This is a genomic window from Nonomuraea endophytica, assembly GCF_014203235.1.
Lineage (GTDB): Bacteria > Actinomycetota > Actinomycetes > Streptosporangiales > Streptosporangiaceae > Nonomuraea > Nonomuraea endophytica.
On record NZ_JACHIN010000035.1, the window covers coordinates 1 to 17,132 of the forward strand.

Below are 17,132 nucleotides of genomic sequence, written 5' to 3' on the forward strand. Positions count from 1 at the left end.
GCCGACCGCACCAACCACCGAGCGGCCATCGCCATCGACGTCCTTACCGAACCCGAATCGACAACCGCCCAAGCGCCTTAACTACCCGGCATTGCCGTTAGTCGAGGGCAGGGACGGCGTTCTTCACATCCGGGGTCCAGGCTGCGAATCATCGGACGGGATACCGTCGCTATCGGACCGCATGGTCACAATCGGCATACCAGAACGTCCTCGAAAGACGTCCAGGAGGCGGTGTCGGATCGGGGCAGCGGTGTTCGTGGCAAAGGAGAGACGCCGCCCACCAGGGACGCCCAACCCACAGGAGATGATCCATACGATGCAATACCTGGTATCCGTGATCGACGACAAGACCGGGTCCGCCACCCCGGCCGAGATGGCGGCCATCAACGCCTACAACGACCGGCTTCAGGCCGAGGGCCACTGGGTCTTCGCCGGCGGCCTCGCCTCGCCCGAGGCGGCCACCGTCATCGACAACCGCGATGGCGAGGCGATGTTCACCGACGGGCCCTTCCTGGAGTCCAAGGAGTACATGGCCGGCTTCTGGATCATCGAGGCCCCCGACCTCGACGCGGCGCTCAAGCTCGCCGCCGACGGGTCCAAGCACTGCAACCGGAAAGTCGAGGTGCGGCCATTCCTGGGCGAGTGAGCGGGGTCGACGTCCGGGAGGCGATCACCCGGGCCCACCAGGAGGAGTGGGCGCGGGTGGTCGCTGCCCTGACCAGGCGTTTCGGTGACCTCGACATCGCCGAGGAGGCGGCCGCCGAGGCGTTCGCGACTGCGGTAGAGCGGTGGCCGGCCGACGGCGTGCCGCCCAATCCCGGCGGCTGGCTGACCACCACCGCCAACCGCAAGGCCATCGACCGGATCCGGCGCGAGAACAAGCGCGACGACAAACACCAGGAGGCTCGGATGGTGTTCGACGACGACCCGCCCGAGCCTGTCGGCGCCATCGACGACGACCGGCTCCGGCTGATCTTCACCTGCTGTCACCCGGCGCTGGCGGTGGAAACCCGCGTGGCGCTGACGCTGCGCATGGTCGGCGGCCTGACCGTGCCCGAGATCGCCCGCGCCTTCCTGGTGGCCGAGACCGCCATGGGGCAGCGGATCACCCGCGCGAAGGCCAAGATCAAGGCGGCGTGCATCCCCTACCGGGTGCCGTCCGCCGAGGATCTCCCGCGGCGCGTCTCCGGGGTGCTCGCCGTCCTGTTCCTGGTGTTCAACGAGGGCTACCTGGCGACCGGCCCCGACACCGATCCGGTACGTCCCGGCCTGACCGCCGAGGCGATCCGGCTGGCCCGCCTGGTCCGTGCCCTGATGCCGGCCGACGGTGAGGTGGCCGGGCTGCTGGCGCTGATGCTGCTCATCGAGGCCCGCCGCCCGGCCCGGGTCTCGACCAGCGGTGAACTGGTCGCCCTCGATGAGCAGGATCGTGGGGCCTGGGACGCGGCGCTGATCGCCGAGGGCCACCGGCTGGTGCGCGAACGCCTCGCCGCTGCCGCCGCCGGGGAGGCTCCGGGCCGCTACCAGATCCTCGCAGCGATCAACGCCGTGCACACCTCCGCCCGCGACATCCGCGACACCGACTGGTCACAGGTCCTCGCCCTCTACGACCAACTCGTCCGCCTCGACCCTTCACCGATCATCGCCCTCAACCGGGCCGTCGCCCTCGCCGAACTCGACGGCCCACAGGTGGCACTGGCGACCGTCGACCGCCTTGAGGACACGCTGGCCGGCTATCACGCCTACCACGCCACCCGCGCCGACCTCCTACGCCGGCTGGGCCAAAGCCAGCAGGCACGCGCGGCCTACGACAAAGCCATCGAACTGACGGGCAACACCGCCGAGACCGCCTACCTGGCACGCCGCCGCGACCAGCTGATGTAGTGCCCGCCGCCCGTGCATGCGTGGAGATGGCACCCCGGCAGTCGACGAGAAGGCGCTTGCCTCCCGCTCCACTACGGCGTAGCGGGGCCAGCCGTCCTCATGGGCCCGGGACTCCTATAGCTACGGCGAGCCGCAAGGTGGGTGGTGATCCGTGGTCTACCTAGGGGTCTTCTGCGCCGTGGATGATGCGGTGGATGGTGGAGCGGCCGACGCTGTATTCGGTGGCGAGGTCGGCGAGGGAGACTTCGCCTTTGGCGTAGCGGCGACGGATGGATCGTCGGGCGGGTGCGGGGGGCTTGGGCTGCTTGCCCTTGAGCTTGCCGTTCTCCTTGGCCAGGGCCATGCTTTCGCGGGTGCGCTGGTGCCCGATGTTGGCTTCGAACTCGGCGACCATGGCGAGGGTCTGCAGGAACAGTCGGCCGAAAGGGTCGCTCCAGTCGTGGATGGTTGCGCCGACGCCGAACAGGACACCCCGGCCGGACAGCCCAGTGAGGATCTCGTTGGCCTCGGCCATGTTGCGGGCGAACCGGTCGAACTTGGTGACGGTGAACACCGACCCGTCCCAGACGGCGGCGAGGGCCTGGTCGAGGCTGGCGCGGTTGCGGCGGGTGGTGCCGGAGAAGCCGCGGTCGATGTAGATGCGGTCGGCGGGGACGCCGAGCTCCACCGGGAGGTCGGTGACCGGCATCGCGAAGGCATGGCGTTGAACAACCTCGGCCTTGCGCTGCGGGAGGTGCGGCGTTTTGAGGAGGCGATCGCCGCGCACGAGCAGGCCACCGCCATCCACCGGGAGGTCGGTGACCGGCACGCCGAAGGCCGCGCGTTGAACAACGTCGGCATCGCGCTGCAGCAGGTGTGGCGCTTCGAGGAGGCGATCGCCTCCCACCAGCAGGCCGCCACCATCTTCGAGGCCTTCGGTGATCACTACAGCCGGGACATTGCCCTGGCCAACCTGGCCGAAGATCGCCGCCTGCGTGATGAGTGAGGAAGGGCTGCCGGGAACCTCAGGTGGCAGATCCTTGCGGTGCTGCGCGGAGTTCTTGGAGGTCGGGGATGTGGTTGTAGAGGGTGCCAACCGAGATGCCGAGGAGTTTGGCGATGGAGGTGACGGAGCGGCCGGGGTCGGGCAGGAGGTCGCGGGCGGCTTTGAGGAGTTCGGCGTCGACGACGGTGGGGCGGCCGCCGACGCGGCCGCGTGCTCGTGCGGCGGCCAGGCCTTCGTGGGTGCCGGCGATGATGAGTTCGCGGATGAATTCGGCGAGGGCGGCGAAGACGTGGAAGACGAGGCGTCCGCCGGGGGTGGTGGTGTCGAGGTTTTCGTGCAGGGAGGTGAAGCCGATCTCGCGTTTGCGGAGGTCGCCGACCATGGTGATGAGGTCGTGCAGGCTGCGGCCGTAGCGGGCGAGTTCGGGGACGATGAGGGTGTCGCCGGGGGTGAGGAAGGCGTGGCAGGCCTGCAGTTCGGGGCGGAGGGCGTTCTTGCCGGATTTCTTGTCGGCGAACACCTTGCGGCAGCCGGCCGCTCGGAGGGCGTCGGTCTGGCGGTCGAGGCTTTGGCCGCGGGTGGAGACGCGGGCGTAGCCGATGCGGATCTCGGTACGGCTGGCGGGGAAGGCGGCCAGGAGGTCGTCGGGCAGGTCCAGGGGAGCAGCGGTCGTCACCCTCGGATTCTCTCAACAAACGGTCTCATGGGTTGTTGAAGACACGCGGTTGTTGAAGCGAGTTTTTGAAGATCTCCGCCCCAGGTCGCCGTCATCCCATGATCATCGTCATATAACGATCGTTTAATGAAGCCCCCGAGCCTCAGCCTGAGCACTCCAGTAGGCGAGGTTGGCGCGGGCGGTCAGCGTGGTGGGGTGTTCGGGTCCGGAGATGCGTTCGCGGATGGGCAGCAGTTCGGCGAACAGGGTGCGGGCGGCCGCAGGGTCCCCCGCCTCCCCCGTCCAGTAGGCGAGGTTGGCGCGGGCGCTCAGCGTGGTGGGGTGTTCGGGTCCGAGGATGCGTTCGCTGCTCGGTAGCAGTTCGGTGTACATGGTGCGGGCGGCGGCTGCGTTCCCTGCCTGGCCCGTCCAGCGGGCGAGGTTGGCGCGGTCGGTCAGCGTGTTGGGGTGTTCGGGGCCGAGGATGCGTTCGCTGCTCGGTAGCAGTTCGGTGTACATGGTGCGGGCGGCGGCTGCGTCCCCCGCCTCCCCCGTCCAGTAGGCGAGGTTGGCGCGGGCGCTCAGCGTGTTGGGGTGTTCGGGGCCGAGGATGCGTTCGCGGATGGGCAGCAGTTCGGCGAACAGGGTGCGGGCGGCCGCAGGGTCCCCCGCCTCCCCCGTCAGGTAAGCGAGGTTGGCGCGGGCGCTCAGCGTGGTGGGGTGTTCGGGACCGAGAGTTTCGACTTGGGCGGTGTAGCGGGCCTGTTGCAGGGGCCTAGCGGTGGTGTAGTCGCCGCTGGCACGGGCGAAGTCGATGACCTTCTTCATCGTGTGCGAGCCGGGTGGGGTGACGGCGCGGGCGTGCGGGAGCAGGCGGAGGTAGCGGGGCCAGTTCGCCCGGGTCTCGGGGTCGGCGGGCAGGGCCAGGTCCAGGAGTTCGGCGGCGTGGGCGCGGGTCTGGTCGCGCTGGGTCGTGGTGAGCTGGTGCCAGATGACCGCTTGGGTCAGCCGATGGATGCTCACGCTCTCCTGATCGTCTGAGTTCTCGTGATCGTCGGCGTCGTGGTTCGCGGCCGTGGGGGTCGGGTCGGTGGGGTGGGTGGTGAGGGTGATGAGGCTGTAGGAGGCCAGCAGGGCCAGGGCCTCGTTGACCTCCTGCTCGTCGTCGGCTGCGCCAGCCAGAACAGTGGCGGGCAGGTGGTCGGGGGCATAGCAGGCCAGCAATCGCAGCAGGTGCTCGGCCAGTGGGTTCTGCTCGGCGACGCGGACGCGGCTGACCTCCCACGCCTTGGCCACCACCCGCTCGGCGTCCCCGCCGGCCGCGGTGGTGGCGAGCATGCGCTCGAGCACCTGACGCAGCAGCCGCAGGTAGCCGGCCGGTGTGCAGCGCGGAGTCACGGTGATGTAGGCGCCGGCCTGGGTCAGCGCCAGCGGCAGGTCCCCCAGCTCGCCGGCCAGCTCGTCCAGCACGGCCGTTTGGGCGGCGTGCGGCGGGCCGATCAGGTCGCCGAGCAACCGGATCGACGCCGGCCGGGGCAGGGTCTCCAGCCGCAGCGGGGTGATGCCCAGGTGCCGCCAGCCGACATCGCGCCGGGTGGTGATCAGCACATGCCCGCTGGTCAGCCGGGCCAGGTATGGCTCGACGTGGGCGGGTTCTTCGACGTTGTCGAACACCAGCAGCCAGCCTGTACGGCCGGCCAGCCAAGTGATCGCCCAGGCGGATGCCTCCTCCGGCGAGGCCTGCCCGGCCGCCACCGAATCGCTGCCCATCACCAGCGCCCGCGCCAGGGCGGCCAGGCCGGCTTCGAGCTGGGCCGGGCTGTCGGCGTCGATCCACCACACCAGCGCGTAGTCCAGACGGCGGGCGAAGGCGTACTGCAGCGCCAGCTCGCTCTTGCCGATCCCGCCGAGCCCGACCACCGCCTGACTGATCACCCCCGCCCCGGCACCGGCCTCCAGCGTGGCCGCCAGCAGGGTCAGAGCTTCGTCGCGGCCGACGAACCACGGTGTGGGACGGCGCGGCAATCCCAGCAACCTGGCGGGCGCCTCGATCTGGGCCGGCGCAGGCAGGGGCGGCCGCCGCGCCGCGTGCAGGTCGCCGGTGACGATGGTGCCCGAGTTGTCCCGCACCGCGGCCGATCGCGGCCCGCTCGCCTCCACCCGCGCACCCACAGGCTGACCGGGAGAAGCGGCATCATCGTGGACACTCACAACCGCCACGATGGCCAAGCTCGCCGCCCCGGGGCAACCCATTGCGCCGAATCCGGATCGGGCAGACGTTCAGGCGAAACACATCGGTCGCAGACAACACAGGGACGTTGGTTCTTTTACGGCACCCACGCCCGATCAGTGATTCACGATCTTCCGGTGCCGGCCAGGACTACGACAGACTGAAACCCCTGGACCGAGGAGCGCTCATGAGCGGCGCGGAGTGGATTGCGCGGTGCAACGCCGAGCAGGTCGGTAAGAAGGTGCGGGCCGTCGATCCCGGCGACGACTTCACTCGGACGATCACCGGCGGGTCGCTGGAGACTGGCCGGTGGGTCGTCACCGCCGCTGACGGCACCAGCCGCGAGTATCCGGGGCCCGACCTGCAGGAGATCGCCTCCGGCGAGGCGGACGGTCCGGACAACGCCTTCACGCGTTACGGCGTCGACCTGGATGAGTACACGGCGGCGCTCATCGACGCGATGCAGGTCGGTGGAGCCGGCGAGGCGGAGATCGCCGAGGCGGTGCTCGGCGTCCAGGTCGACGCCGCCCTGCCGGACGATGGGCCCTGGTACCTGTATCGCGTGCAGGGTCCCAACGCCGACTGACGAACCTACGCCGAGGGGAAGGGGGACGGGATGGACACCGGGCAGACGCTGGCCATGATCGCAGCCTCGACCCGGGCCGCCTACGGTCCTGGCCAGCACCTGCGGGTGCGCTCCTCCGGCATCGTCCACGACGTCACCTTGACGAAGTGGCTGGCCGGGGAGCTGCTGCCCGGCCCGGCCTGCATGGTCGGCGTGGCCGGCTGGGATCCAAGCGCTGCGCACCCGGACTCCGGGCCCGTCACCTGCAAGCGATGCCTGCGGTTGAGCGATGATGCCGCGCCCGGAGTGACGCAGCTGGAACTATTCCCCGTCGCGCCGACGCCGGCGCCTGATAGCGGGTCCGCCGGAAACGGTCCGGCGGCGCGGCCGACGTAGTCCCACCCGCGGTCGCGCGGGCGGGTGTCGCCCGGACGAGTCCCTCTGTCGAGGCATTTACGTTCGGTTCGCGACGGCGCGGTTTCCGACGGACTGCTCTTCTGGGTCGCGCCGTCGCCCGCTCCGAGCACGAGCGCCACACGATGGTGCCGGCCGGACCGCCTCGCATCAGAGGCTGTTGCCCTGCGAATCACTGTCTGGGAGGTCGAGGTCTTCCCGGGCCGCGGCGATGAACGTGCGGCGGGCCTGGACGTAGAGGTCTCCCACCCGGTCCGCCATCTTTCCGGGATGCTCGTTGGGACCCGGTCGCATGTCCAGGGTCGAGCCGACCTCGATCCTTTCGCGGATAACCGGCGTGAAGTTGAGGAGGTGCTTGATGGCATCGGCGTGCTCGCTGACTGCAGCAGGCCCTTCGACCTCCCCTACAGCCAACGCGTCGTGCAGCCCGGCCATGGCCTGCAGGTATTGATCGCGCAGCGTGGCTACTTCTTCACGGGGCCCGTACGCCGCATCCATGAGCTGGTGGGCGGCGTTCCTGCTGCGGTCGGCAGCGATGAGGAAGGCGCTCCACACCTCCCGATGCTGAGCGCGCCGGGCGTTGATGGTCTGCTCGAGGGCGATGCGCTGCGCGTCGTCCAGTTGCTGGCGCGCGACTTCGGCTTGTTGACGGGCGACTTCGGCTTGCTTCAATGCCCCGTCGCGTTGGATGTGGGCGCCGCGGATGGTGGCGAAGGCTGCGATGAGCCCGACGAGTAGCACCGCGGCGGCTCCGATGGCGGCCACGCCTAATTCGCTCATGAGGGGTTCGACGGGTAGATGCCAGCGAAAGGTTCCACCAGGCAGCCGTGAGGTTTGCCGCCGCACCCACCGTCTCTGAGGCCACCACGTTCGGTGCTTGCAGGTCGGAGACACCCTCTAGGCGAGCTGCACACGCTAGAGGGTCTTCCCACCGCCGTGCATGACCATCCCCGCCATACGGCAGACCGCGTCCGGCCCCTCGAAACGGGAGGCCTTTCCATAAAAAGCAAGATCGCCGACGAGAGTCGGCAGGCACCTCGGCTATGGGCTGGGCGGATGGTGTGGCAGGCACGATGGCGGCCAGACCGGCCTCGGATATCGAGGCCGGCGGGTCGACATCATGCCGTGTCAACCGGTCCAATGATGCATGCCCAGCAAGAGAGCAGGCCAGGTGCCCGCACGCGAGGTAGCCGCCGCGGCCGCGGCGCGAGCCAGACGAGCTCAACGACAGGCGGAAGTCGCCTCGAACGCACAAGCCACCCCCCAAGCGGTCGAGACCAACGGGTTCTGGTTAGGGCTTCGCTGGCTGGCCGGCGCCGCGGTGGCGGTGGCCTGCGTCTACCTGTCCATTGCGATCGCCGCCATCGAGAACGCCCCATGGTTGCTGATCGGCCTGCCGCTGGCCGTCGCCGCAACGCTGGTGATGGTGGCGGTGATGGGGCCGCTGGCGCGGCGATTAGCTGGTGAACGCCGCCCCTTCACTGCACAGGAACGGGCTTCGCTGACCATGCGTGAGCGCATGGACGCCGTCAACCACAGCCGGGGCATGCTCATCCAATCGGTGACGGGGCTGATTGTCTTTGGTGGCCTGGTGTTCACCGCTCAAGGGGTGCTCTACACCGCCCAGACGGTGGAGGCGACGCAGCAAGGCCAGCTCACCGACCGGTACACCAAAGCCATCGAGCAGCTGGGCTCATCCACGCTTCAGGTGCGTCTGGGTGGCATCTACGCTCTGGGACGGCTCGCCGAAGACTCTGAACGCGACACCGAAGCCATCTATGACATCCTGGCCGCCTTCGTCCGGGATCATGCCTCCGGTTCCTTGCGTTCCATGAGCTCATCGGACAGGCCCGCGACCGATGTGCAGGCCGTATTGACCATCATCGCCCGTCGCCCCTTGCCCAACGAAACGATCTTCAGAGGGTTGGACGGCAGCGAGTACTTCAGCGAGGACTCCGCTCAGGTCATCGATCTGGGTGGGACCCGTCTGCGTGGCGCGGAGCTTCGGCTCAGCAGCGGGGACAGCGCGAACCTGATCAAGGTGAACCTCGCTGGCGCCGACTTGAGCGGCGCGGACATGGCCGGCGCTCACCTGAGAGGCGCCGACCTAAGCGCGGCGAACCTGGCTGGCGCCGACTTGAGCGGCGCGGACCTGCGGGGCGTCATAGGGGTCACGCAAGCGCAGGTAAAGGCGATAGCCAAGATCGACAAGTACACCCGGTTCGGAGAATGCCTTCCGGACTATGAATGCTGGGAGCGGCTCAACTAAAGGGATGATGACCAAGGCGCGCGGCGAAACGCTCGGGTTCGGTTGAGGAGAGCCGAAGCTCGGTGGATTCGTCCATATATTGGGGGGCCGTCACGTGGGGGCCTGGTCATCGGTCGCCTCTCGACGAGGTGGGCTATGTCAGTGTGTATAGTCCGAGCCCCTCTCTCGCTTTCACGGCCTCCGGGTTCGCCGTGCCGGTCGCGCTCGGGTGCGGTGGCCGGCACCTACCACACCGGCCGCTTCACCAAGGTCGCCCGGCTGGCCAGGCAACTGCGCGTGAGCATCCCCGCCGACCGCGGGCCCGGCCGGCCCTGGCGGCCCGGCACTCCGCCCCCGGCGCCCATCGACCCCGACCGGACAAGCGCCGACATCCGCATCGGCTACGCCCGCTGCTCCTCCCTCACCCAGGAACTGCAATCCCAGCTCGACGCCCTGGCCGCGCACGGCATCGACCACGACAAGATCTACAGCGAGAAGATCTCCACCCGCGTCAAAGTCCGCCCTCAGTTCGAAAAAGCGCTGGAGACGGCCCGGCAGATCAAGGCCCACGCCCCGCACTGCCGCGTCATCCTCACCGTGTACGAGATGAAACGCCTGGGCCGCGACGCCTCAGAGCTCACCGCCCTGGCCGACCACCTCACCACCCACGGCCTGGTCCTGGAAATGCTCGCCGGCCCCCTGGCCGGCCTCTACGACTCGGCCGGGCCCGGCAGGATGCTGTTCGCCTTCTTCGCCGCCATGGCCGAAACCGAACGCGAAGCCATCCGCGAAGCCACCCTCGAAGGGCTGGACGCCGCCGCCCGCAAGGGCAAGCACGGCGGCCGGCCCGCCGTCATCGCCGGCGACATGATCCACACCGTGCTCCGCCGCCGCGCCGCCGGCGAATCCGCCGAGGCCATCCGCAAAGACCTGATCATCCCCACCGGCAAACGCAAAGGCCACAACCCCTCCCTGGCCAGCCTCTACCGCGCCCTCGCCGCATATGAGAAGACCCAGCGCCACCCCGAAGCCGTTACCCGCGCCCACGCAGAATTCGCAGACCTCCAGACCGCCCGCGACTGATCTTCCCCTTCCGCGGACCTGCGAGAACGACCTCGTTTGGGTCCCATGACACGATTCTTACGGGCACCCCTACACGCAGGTCAGAGCCAGGTGCGTTGGATGTTCGGCCCAGACTGCGGAGACCCCTGGTCCGAGGGCGGCGCGATCGAATGGGTGTACTGGGACACCGGCACCGCCCACCTGCTACCCCGACTGCTACGCCTGCCGGACGGCACGTCCCGCACCCACGGCCCGCTGTTCCCGGTCGAACGCCGCCCCGTGCCCGCCCGCCGACCTCCGGCCGCCGACCTCTGCCCGCACACCGGACGCCCCCGGCTCGGCTACGACCGCGCCCGCGTCCTGCTCGACCAGCACGCCGGACTCGACCTCCACCACCTCCGCCACAGCACCGCCACCCACCTCGGTGAGGCCGAAGTCCCGCTGCAGCTCATCATGGGCAAAACCCACCACAAGAACCCCCGCACCGCCCTGCGCTATGTCAAGCCCGGGCCAGAGGCCATCGCCAAGGTCACCGAGCACCTCGCGCCGCGTCGCCGTACACACTGAACACGCAGACCAGCCCCAAAATGGCGGCCGGTGACACTCGCGTTAACGGCACCCCAACGATCACTCATGAGGCGCAGGATGACGAGCCAGCTTGATCGCCGAGATCAGCAGCACGAGCGCGAGAACGGGGATCAGAACGAGGTCGGCAATCACGCCAAGCAGCAATCCGCCAGCCAGAGCACCAGAAACCGACCCAGCGACCATGATCCCGACGAATCGCAGATGAGCGCCCAGGACTGTGAAGCTGCCGTCGCGGCTGTACCGGGCGAAGGCCACCAGCATCGAAGGCTTCCGGCCAGCAGGTTGACCGCGACCGTCCACTGCGCGCTCAGATCGGCAAGGGGAACGGCAGCCAGCCGCGCCGGGAGCGCCACCAGCACCACGACCAGACTCATCGCCTTGTTCAAGATGACCGCGGCCAGCGCGGCGAAGCCGAACAGACCGATCAGCAGCGGCAGCCGGAACTCCGCGCCGCCCAGGCCGATCATCCCGCCCAGCATCCCGACCGCGGCGCCCGCGACGAAGACCAGCGGGGCCGAGCGCCCCCTGCGGCCAGGAACGGTGCCTTCGTTCGCGCTCACGTCACCACGCTCCTGCTCGGGGCCATCCGCACTCTTGCGCGTGGTCGGTGCCAAGGATCTCGCACGGGCTCGGCTACGGGGCATCGGGCTGGTCCATCGGACCTTCGCACCGCCTTGAGCTACGACGAACTCGGGGCGAAGGTCACCGAACACCTGGCTCCGCGCCGCCACACAGATTGATCGCGCTGCTCAAGCCCGAAATGGCGACTGGTGCCAGCAGAGGTCAACGGCGCCACGGGGCAGCGTAAGGCCATGATCATCGCTACCGCTAATTCCTGCACCCATCCTCCTCGGAGGCCCTTCCGCGCCGGGGGCGAGATCAGCCCGGCCGGCCGCACCAAGACCGCTCCCCCGCCCCGCGCCCGCGTGGACAGCCTGGCCTTCGCCTTCGTCTCCTGCCAGAACTGGTACGAGGGCTACTACACCACCTACCGCCACCTGGCCCAGGAAGATCTCGACGTCCTGTTCCACCTGGGCGACTACCTGTACGCACACGGCGTCGGCCCGACCGGCGGCGTACGCGGGATCGCCCTGCCCGAGCAGTACCTCAAGGAGACCTTCACCCTCACCGGGTACCGCAACCGCCACGCCCTCTACCGCACCGACACCGACCTGCAGGCGACGCACGCGGCGTTCCCGTGGATGGTGACGGTCGACGACCACGACGTCGAGAACAACTTCTCCCAGATCGATACCGAGCCCGATCAGGACCGCCAGATCTTCCTGCAGCGGCGGGCCGCCGCCTTCCAGGCCTTCTACGAGCACATGCCACTGCGCCGATCGGCGCTGCCCTGGGGCGCCGGCATGCGGCTCTACCGCAGGCAGGCGTTCGGCCGGCTGGCCGCGTTCAGCGTGCTGGACACCCGCCAGTACCGCGACGACCAGCCCTGCGGCGACGGCGAGAAGGCCGGCTGCGCCGAGCGCCTGGACCCGGACCGCACCATGCTCGGCGAGCGTCAGGAAGCCTGGTTGCTCGACAGCCTGGGCCGTTCCCACACCACCTGGAACATCCTGGCCAACCAGCTGCTCGTGGCCCCGCTGGACCACGACGCCGCCCCGGACGTCCAGTCGTTCGGCATGGACCTGTGGGACGGCTACGCCGCCGCCCGCGACCGGCTGCTCACCGGGATGGTGCAGCGCCGGATGCGCAACCCCGTGGTGATCTCCGGCGACATCCACCGCAGCCTCGCCGCCGAGCTCACAACCAACTTCGACGACCCGAACGCGCCGGTCATGGGCGTGGAGTTCGCCGGAACCTCGGTCTCCTCCGGCAAGGACGGCGCCGACCAGGACCGGATCGGGCAGATCTTCATGCGAGCCAACCCGCACCTGAAGTTCCACAACGTGCAGCGCGGCTACGTCCGGGCCAAGGCCACCCCGGACACGCTCACCGTCGACTACCAGGTCGTCCCGTACGTCTCCCGGCCCGGCGCGCCCGTCTCGACGCGGGCCTGCTTCGCCGTCGAGGCGGGCCGTCCCGGTCTGCACCAGACCGCCGACAACCCGCCCGTGGGCGTCCGCTTCGTCCCGGACGTGGCCGGCCCGCTCGACCACCTGGCCGAGCAGAGCGCCCGCTAGGGCATGTACTCGCGCGCCTGGTAGGGCTCGGCCAGGAACGCGACTTCCTTGTCCGACAACTTCACCCCCGCCGCGGCGACCGCGTCGTCGATCTGCGCCGCCTTCGTGGTGCCGACGATCGGCGCGGTCAGCCCCGGCTGGTGCATGAGCCAGGCCAGCGCCACCTGGGCCGGCGGCAGCTCGCGTTCGGCGGCCACCTGGATGAGGCGGTCGAGGATGGCCCGGTTGCTGTCGGTCTCGTAGGTGGCCGGGATGCGGCCGTCGTTGGCGCTGCGCGTCGTGGCCGGCTGCGCGAGGGCGGGCCTGGCCAGCACGCCGCGTGCCAGCGGGCCCCACGGGATCACGCCCACGCCCTGGTCGCGGCAGAGCGGCAGCATCTCCCTCTCCTCCTCGCGGTAGAGCAGGTTGTACTGCGGCTGCATCGAGACGAACTTCGTCCACCCGTTGACCTCGGCCACGTGCTGCGCCTTGGCGAATTGCCAGGCCCGCATGGTGGAGGCGCCGATGTAGCGGACCTTGCCGGAGCGCACGAGATCGTGCAGCGCCGCCATGGTCTCCTCGATCGGCGTCTCCTCGTCCCAGCGGTGGATCTGGTAGAGGTCCACGTAGTCGGTGCCGAGCCGTTCCAGGGAGGCGTCGAGCGCGGCCATGACGTGCTTGCGCGACAGCCCGCGGTCGTTCTCCCCCTCACCCGTGGGGAAGAAGACCTTCGTGGCCAGCACGTAGTCCTCACGCCTGGCGAACGTGCGCCGCAGCACGTTGCCGGTGATCACCTCGCTGCCGCCGTTGCTGTACATGTCGGCGGTGTCGAAGAAGGTCACGCCGCCGTCGGCGGCCCGCCGGACGATGGCCTCCGCCTGCTCCTCGGGGACGAACCAGTCGAGCAGATCCGGATCGCCGAAGCTCATCATGCCCAGGCAGACCCGGGACACCTTCAGGCCGGTGTTCCCCAAACGGATGTATTCCATGACATCGATCCTTCCATCCCGCGTTAAGTGTTCCGGCCATACGGTCCGCTCATGACCGCCCACGATGAGGATCCGGCGATCGCCGTCGCCGACATGGTCGCGCACGTCCTGCGCCTGGCCGCCACCTGGACCCGATGGGACGGCGTGCCCCGCCACGTCGACGACCGCGTCTACACCCCGCACAAGGCGATCCGCCGGGTGGCCGACCACATGATCGACCACCTGGCGGAGGTCGAGGCGCGCCTGGCGGGCCTGCCCACGATCCCCGACCACTGGCACGCCTCCGCCATCACCACCGAGCAGGACATGGCGCCCTTCACCAAGGACGACCTCGACGAGGCGGTCAGCAGGCTCAACCGGCTGGCCCAGATCTGGACCGTCCGGCTGGGCTCGCTGACCGAGCACCGGCTCGACAACAGCCCCGGCGAAGGCTGGAGCATCCGGCGCGTCGCCCTCCACCTGGCCGGATCCACCTACTACGCCGACGCGGTCGGCGTCATGCCAGAGTGACCAGCTCGCCGTAGCCGGGGCTCCAGAGATCCTCGACGCCGTCGGGCAGCACGAGCACCCGGTCGGGACGGAGCGCCTCGACCGCCTCCTCGTCGTGGGTGACCATGACCACCGCGCCCTTGTACCCGCCGACCGCCGCGAGCACCTCCGCGCGCGAGGCCGGATCGAGGTTGTTGGTCGGCTCGTCGAGCAGCAGCACGTTGGCCTGAGAGCTGACCAGCCCGGCCAGCGCCAGCCTCGTCTTCTCCCCGCCGGACAGCACCCCGGCCGGCTTGTCCGCGTCGTCGCCGCCGAACAGGAACGCGCCGAGCACCGTGCGCGCCTCGCCGTCGCTGAGCTGGGGCGCGTGCGCGGCGAGGTTCTGCCGCACGGTGCGGGCGGGGTCGAGCGTGTCGTGCTCCTGGGCGAAGTAGCCCAGCCGCAGCCCGTGCCCGTGCACGACCCGGCCGGAGTCGGGGTTTTCGTGCCCGGCCAGCAGCCGCAGCAGCGTGGTCTTGCCCGCGCCGTTGAATCCGAGCACGACCAGCCGGCTGCCCCGGTCCACGGCGAGGTCGACGCCGCTCAGGACGTCGAGCGCGCCGTAGGACTTGGTGAGGCTGACCGCGCCGAGCGGGGTCCGCCCGCTCGGCGCGGGCTCGGGCAGGCGGATCTTCGCCACTTTGCCGGTACGGCGGGCCGGCCGTACCTCTGCCAGCAGGCGGTCGGCCCTGCGGGCCATGTCGCGCGCCCGCGTCGCCGTGGAGGAACGCGCCCGCATCTTGTCCGCCTGCGCGTGCAGGGCGGCGGCCTTGCGCTCGGCCACGGCCCGGTGCCGCGCGTCGCGGCGCTCGCCGGCGGCGCGGTCGGTGAGATAGGTGTGCCAGCCGGTGTTGTGGATCTCCAGCGCGGCGTGCTCGGCGTCGACGTGCCACACCCGGTTGACCACGTCGGCGATCAGCTCCGTGTCGTGGCTGATCATGACGAGGCCGCCGGAGTAGCCGGTCAGGAAGCCGCGCAGCCAGGTGACGGAGTCGGCGTCGAGGTGGTTGGTGGGCTCGTCGAGCAGCAGCGTGCCCTGGTCGGCGAACAGGACGCGGGCCAGCTCCACCCGGCGGCGCTGCCCGCCCGACAGGGTGCCGAGCGGCTGCGTCATGGCCCGCTCGGGCAGGCCGAGCCCGGCGGCCACGCGGGCCGCCTCGGCTTCGGCCGGGTAACCGCCGCGGGCCTGGAACTCGTCGTCGGCGCGGACGTAGCGGGCCATCGCGCGTTCGTCACCGGCGGCCAGGGCCTGTTCGGCGGCGCGCAGCTCGCGGACGGCGGCGTCCATGCCGCGGGCCGACAGGATGCGGTCGGTGACCGTGACGGCGGGGTCGGCGGCGGCGGGGTCCTGCGGGAGATAGCCGATCGGCCCGGAGGCGGTGATCGTGCCGGCCGCCGGGGGCAGTTGCCCGGCCAGCGTGCGCAGGAGAGTGGTCTTGCCCGCGCCGTTGCGGCCGACCAGGCCGACGCGGTCGCCCGGGGCGATGTGGGCGGTGATGCCGGAAAGAAGAAGACGGGCGCCGACGCGCACGTCGACCCCACGGAAGGTGAGCATGGGATGACACTCCGAAACGACTTAGGAACACACGGGTGGCGGGAAACGTGTGTGGCAGCTAAGAGGTGTAGGGAGTAGACATGCGTCCAGTATAAAGGGCCATGACGATCGAGGCATTCGATATTTCGCTCGGCGACGATGTCCTGCTTGACCTGCGGGAACGCCTGAGCCGTACCCTTTACACCCAGCCCTCCGACTCCGCCTACTGGGCGGCCGGCGTCGATCCCGGCTATCTGCGCGAGCTCGTCGCCTACTGGGCCGGGGAGTTCGACTGGCGGGCGGCCGAGGCGAGGCTCAACGCCTTCCCGCAGTTCCTCGCCGAGGTGAACGGGCGCAAGGTGCACTTCGTCCATCTGCGCGCCGAGCGGCCGGAGGGCGCGCTGCCGCTGGTGCTGACCCACGGCTGGCCGAGCAGCTTCGTGGAGATGCTGCGGGTGGCGCCGCTGCTGACCGGCCGGTTCGACGTGGTGATCCCGTCGCTGCCCGGATTCCTGTTCTCCGACCTGCCGGGGCAGCCCTATACCCGGCGCGGCGTCGCCGAGATCTGGCACGAGCTGATGACCGGCGTGCTGGGCTACGAGCGCTTCGGCGCGTTCGGCGGTGACATCGGCGGCGGCGTCACCCAGTGGCTCGGCGCGTTGTTCCCCGAGTCGGTGGCCGGGGTGCACGTGACCTCCGCCGTCAGCACCGCCGACTTCAGCGAACGGCCCGCGACGCCGGAGGAACAGGCCTACCTCGACCACCTGGCCGCCTACGACGAGCGCGACCAGGGCTACAGCGAGATCATGTGGACCCGCCCCGACACGATCGCCGCCGCGCTGGCCGACTCCCCCGCCGGGCTGATCGCCTGGATCATCGACAAGTACCGCGACTGGAGCGACTGCGACGGCGACCTGGAGAAGCGCTGGGACAAGGACACGCTGTGCACCGTCGCCACGCTCTACTGGGCCACCGGCAGCATCGGCTCCTCCTTCCGCCAGTACTACGACTACCCGAACAACCGTCCCGTCCCGCCGATCTCCGTTCCGGCGGCGATCACGCTCAGCAACGAGCCCGCGTACGTCGGACTGCCCCGCTCGCTGCCCGAGCGCGTGTTCTCCGACCTGCGCCACTGGAGCAACCCGGGCCGGGGCGGCCACTTCATGTCCCACGAGGAGCCCGAGCAGGTGGCGCGCGAGATCACGGACTTCTTCGGTCCGCTGAGCTGAAGGGCTAGACGCAATGCCGGTTAGTTAGGGTTGGGGCTGGTATTTCAAGACCGTCAGAAGATCAGGACATGAGAACGGAGATCCGGTAGAACGGGTGATCTTCC

General features: G+C 69.7%; 18 protein-coding genes. 11 read left to right on the plus strand and 7 right to left on the minus strand.

What is annotated here, in order from left to right; genetic code table 11:
• Positions 1-316: 316 nt before the first annotated feature.
• Complete coding sequence (locus HNR40_RS53055; protein WP_131898609.1) at positions 317-646, plus strand: YciI family protein; 330 nt, start codon at positions 317-319, stop codon at positions 644-646.
• The gene (locus HNR40_RS53060) at positions 643-1,884 is read left to right on the plus strand and encodes an RNA polymerase sigma factor (protein ID WP_184976512.1); all 1,242 of its coding nucleotides are present in this window, start codon (positions 643-645) and stop codon (positions 1,882-1,884) included. Before HNR40_RS53055 ends, HNR40_RS53060 begins: the two co-directional genes overlap by 4 nt.
• A gap of 160 nt (positions 1,885-2,044) precedes the next feature.
• Here the strand turns inward: HNR40_RS53060 and HNR40_RS53065 are convergent, their stop codons facing one another.
• Positions 2,045-2,572: a recombinase family protein gene (locus tag HNR40_RS53065; protein WP_184976514.1), complete on the minus strand. Its 528-nt coding sequence runs from the start codon at positions 2,570-2,572 to the stop codon at positions 2,045-2,047.
• A gap of 15 nt (positions 2,573-2,587) precedes the next feature.
• On the opposite strand from HNR40_RS53065, the gene HNR40_RS53070 reads away from it, so the two are divergent.
• Positions 2,588-2,869: a tetratricopeptide repeat protein gene (locus HNR40_RS53070; RefSeq protein WP_184976516.1), complete on the plus strand. Its 282-nt coding sequence runs from the start codon at positions 2,588-2,590 to the stop codon at positions 2,867-2,869.
• A gap of 19 nt (positions 2,870-2,888) precedes the next feature.
• On the opposite strand, the gene HNR40_RS53075 is transcribed toward HNR40_RS53070, so the two are convergent.
• Both HNR40_RS53075 and HNR40_RS57760 read right to left on the minus strand, forming a co-directional pair.
• Entirely contained in the window at positions 2,889-3,545 is a 657-nt protein-coding gene (locus HNR40_RS53075) for a recombinase family protein (RefSeq protein WP_312896879.1), read from the minus strand.
• A gap of 123 nt (positions 3,546-3,668) precedes the next feature.
• Positions 3,669-5,735, minus strand: coding sequence for a tetratricopeptide repeat protein (locus HNR40_RS57760; protein WP_184976518.1), 2,067 nt, complete (start codon positions 5,733-5,735; stop codon positions 3,669-3,671).
• A 206-nt stretch (positions 5,736-5,941) separates the two neighbouring features.
• On the opposite strand from HNR40_RS57760, the gene HNR40_RS53085 reads away from it, so the two are divergent.
• Together HNR40_RS53085 and HNR40_RS53090 are read left to right on the plus strand one after the other, a co-directional pair.
• Positions 5,942-6,340 (plus strand): hypothetical protein, encoded by a 399-nt coding sequence (locus HNR40_RS53085; protein WP_184976520.1) that lies wholly within the window; start codon positions 5,942-5,944, stop codon positions 6,338-6,340.
• Between the two features lie 30 nt (positions 6,341-6,370).
• Positions 6,371-6,715 carry a hypothetical protein gene (locus tag HNR40_RS53090; protein ID WP_184976522.1) on the plus strand — a complete coding sequence of 115 codons (345 nt, stop codon included), beginning with the start codon at positions 6,371-6,373 and terminating at the stop codon, positions 6,713-6,715.
• Between the two features lie 168 nt (positions 6,716-6,883).
• On the opposite strand, the gene HNR40_RS53095 is transcribed toward HNR40_RS53090, so the two are convergent.
• Positions 6,884-7,513, minus strand: a complete 630-nt coding sequence (locus HNR40_RS53095; protein ID WP_184976524.1) for a hypothetical protein — start codon at positions 7,511-7,513, stop codon at positions 6,884-6,886.
• Between the two features lie 391 nt (positions 7,514-7,904).
• Between HNR40_RS53095 and HNR40_RS57765 the strand changes: the two genes are divergently transcribed.
• The 3 genes from HNR40_RS57765 (at position 7,905) to HNR40_RS53110 (ending at position 10,610) form a co-directional block, all read left to right on the plus strand.
• On the plus strand, positions 7,905-9,002 hold the full coding sequence (locus HNR40_RS57765; protein ID WP_312896880.1) for a pentapeptide repeat-containing protein: 1,098 nt from the start codon (positions 7,905-7,907) through the stop codon (positions 9,000-9,002).
• Positions 9,003-9,137: 135 nt separating this feature from the next.
• Positions 9,138-10,064, plus strand: a complete 927-nt coding sequence (locus HNR40_RS53105; RefSeq protein ID WP_184976526.1) for a recombinase family protein — start codon at positions 9,138-9,140, stop codon at positions 10,062-10,064.
• A 99-nt stretch (positions 10,065-10,163) separates the two neighbouring features.
• The gene (locus HNR40_RS53110) at positions 10,164-10,610 is read left to right on the plus strand and encodes a site-specific integrase (protein WP_246510914.1); all 447 of its coding nucleotides are present in this window, start codon (positions 10,164-10,166) and stop codon (positions 10,608-10,610) included.
• 149 nt (positions 10,611-10,759) lie between these two features.
• Here HNR40_RS53110 and HNR40_RS53115 read toward each other — a convergent pair whose 3' ends face one another.
• On the minus strand, positions 10,760-11,191 hold the full coding sequence (locus HNR40_RS53115; protein WP_221341929.1) for a hypothetical protein: 432 nt from the start codon (positions 11,189-11,191) through the stop codon (positions 10,760-10,762).
• A 252-nt stretch (positions 11,192-11,443) separates the two neighbouring features.
• Here HNR40_RS53115 and HNR40_RS53120 point away from each other — a divergent pair, with 252 nt between their 5' ends.
• Positions 11,444-12,769: an alkaline phosphatase D family protein gene (locus tag HNR40_RS53120; protein WP_184976528.1), complete on the plus strand. Its 1,326-nt coding sequence runs from the start codon at positions 11,444-11,446 to the stop codon at positions 12,767-12,769.
• Here the strand turns inward: HNR40_RS53120 and HNR40_RS53125 are convergent.
• Complete coding sequence (locus HNR40_RS53125) at positions 12,766-13,737, minus strand: aldo/keto reductase (RefSeq protein ID WP_184976530.1); 972 nt, start codon at positions 13,735-13,737, stop codon at positions 12,766-12,768. The genes HNR40_RS53120 and HNR40_RS53125 overlap by 4 nt on opposite strands.
• Positions 13,738-13,788: 51 nt before the next feature.
• Here HNR40_RS53125 and HNR40_RS53130 point away from each other — a divergent pair, with 51 nt between their 5' ends.
• Positions 13,789-14,247, plus strand: coding sequence for a hypothetical protein (locus tag HNR40_RS53130; RefSeq protein ID WP_184976532.1), 459 nt, complete (start codon positions 13,789-13,791; stop codon positions 14,245-14,247).
• Here HNR40_RS53130 and HNR40_RS53135 read toward each other — a convergent pair.
• A complete protein-coding gene (locus HNR40_RS53135) occupies positions 14,234-15,820 on the minus strand; it encodes an ABC-F family ATP-binding cassette domain-containing protein (RefSeq protein ID WP_184976534.1) in 1,587 nt (528 codons plus the stop codon). The two genes, HNR40_RS53130 and HNR40_RS53135, sit on opposite strands and share 14 nt — an antisense overlap.
• A gap of 101 nt (positions 15,821-15,921) precedes the next feature.
• Between HNR40_RS53135 and HNR40_RS53140 the strand changes: the two genes are divergently transcribed.
• A complete protein-coding gene (locus HNR40_RS53140; RefSeq protein WP_184976535.1) occupies positions 15,922-17,028 on the plus strand; it encodes an epoxide hydrolase family protein in 1,107 nt (368 codons plus the stop codon).
• The last annotated feature ends 104 nt before the right edge of the window (positions 17,029-17,132 follow it).

Coding starts and splice junctions, on each gene's coding strand:
- HNR40_RS53140 (WP_184976535.1), top strand. CDS start 15,922: ATGACGATCGAGGCATTCGATATTTCGCTCGGCGACGATGTCCTGCTT.
- HNR40_RS53110 (WP_246510914.1), top strand. CDS start 10,164: ATGTTCGGCCCAGACTGCGGAGACCCCTGGTCCGAGGGCGGCGCGATC.
- HNR40_RS53055 (WP_131898609.1), top strand. CDS start 317: ATGCAATACCTGGTATCCGTGATCGACGACAAGACCGGGTCCGCCACC.
- HNR40_RS53130 (WP_184976532.1), top strand. CDS start 13,789: ATGACCGCCCACGATGAGGATCCGGCGATCGCCGTCGCCGACATGGTC.
- HNR40_RS53085 (WP_184976520.1), top strand. CDS start 5,942: ATGAGCGGCGCGGAGTGGATTGCGCGGTGCAACGCCGAGCAGGTCGGT.
- HNR40_RS53065 (WP_184976514.1), bottom strand. CDS start 2,572: ATGCCGGTCACCGACCTCCCGGTGGAGCTCGGCGTCCCCGCCGACCGC.
- HNR40_RS53120 (WP_184976528.1), top strand. CDS start 11,444: ATGATCATCGCTACCGCTAATTCCTGCACCCATCCTCCTCGGAGGCCC.
- HNR40_RS53105 (WP_184976526.1), top strand. CDS start 9,138: ATGTCAGTGTGTATAGTCCGAGCCCCTCTCTCGCTTTCACGGCCTCCG.
- HNR40_RS53090 (WP_184976522.1), top strand. CDS start 6,371: ATGGACACCGGGCAGACGCTGGCCATGATCGCAGCCTCGACCCGGGCC.
- HNR40_RS53135 (WP_184976534.1), bottom strand. CDS start 15,820: ATGCTCACCTTCCGTGGGGTCGACGTGCGCGTCGGCGCCCGTCTTCTT.
- HNR40_RS53125 (WP_184976530.1), bottom strand. CDS start 13,737: ATGGAATACATCCGTTTGGGGAACACCGGCCTGAAGGTGTCCCGGGTC.
- HNR40_RS53095 (WP_184976524.1), bottom strand. CDS start 7,513: ATGAGCGAATTAGGCGTGGCCGCCATCGGAGCCGCCGCGGTGCTACTC.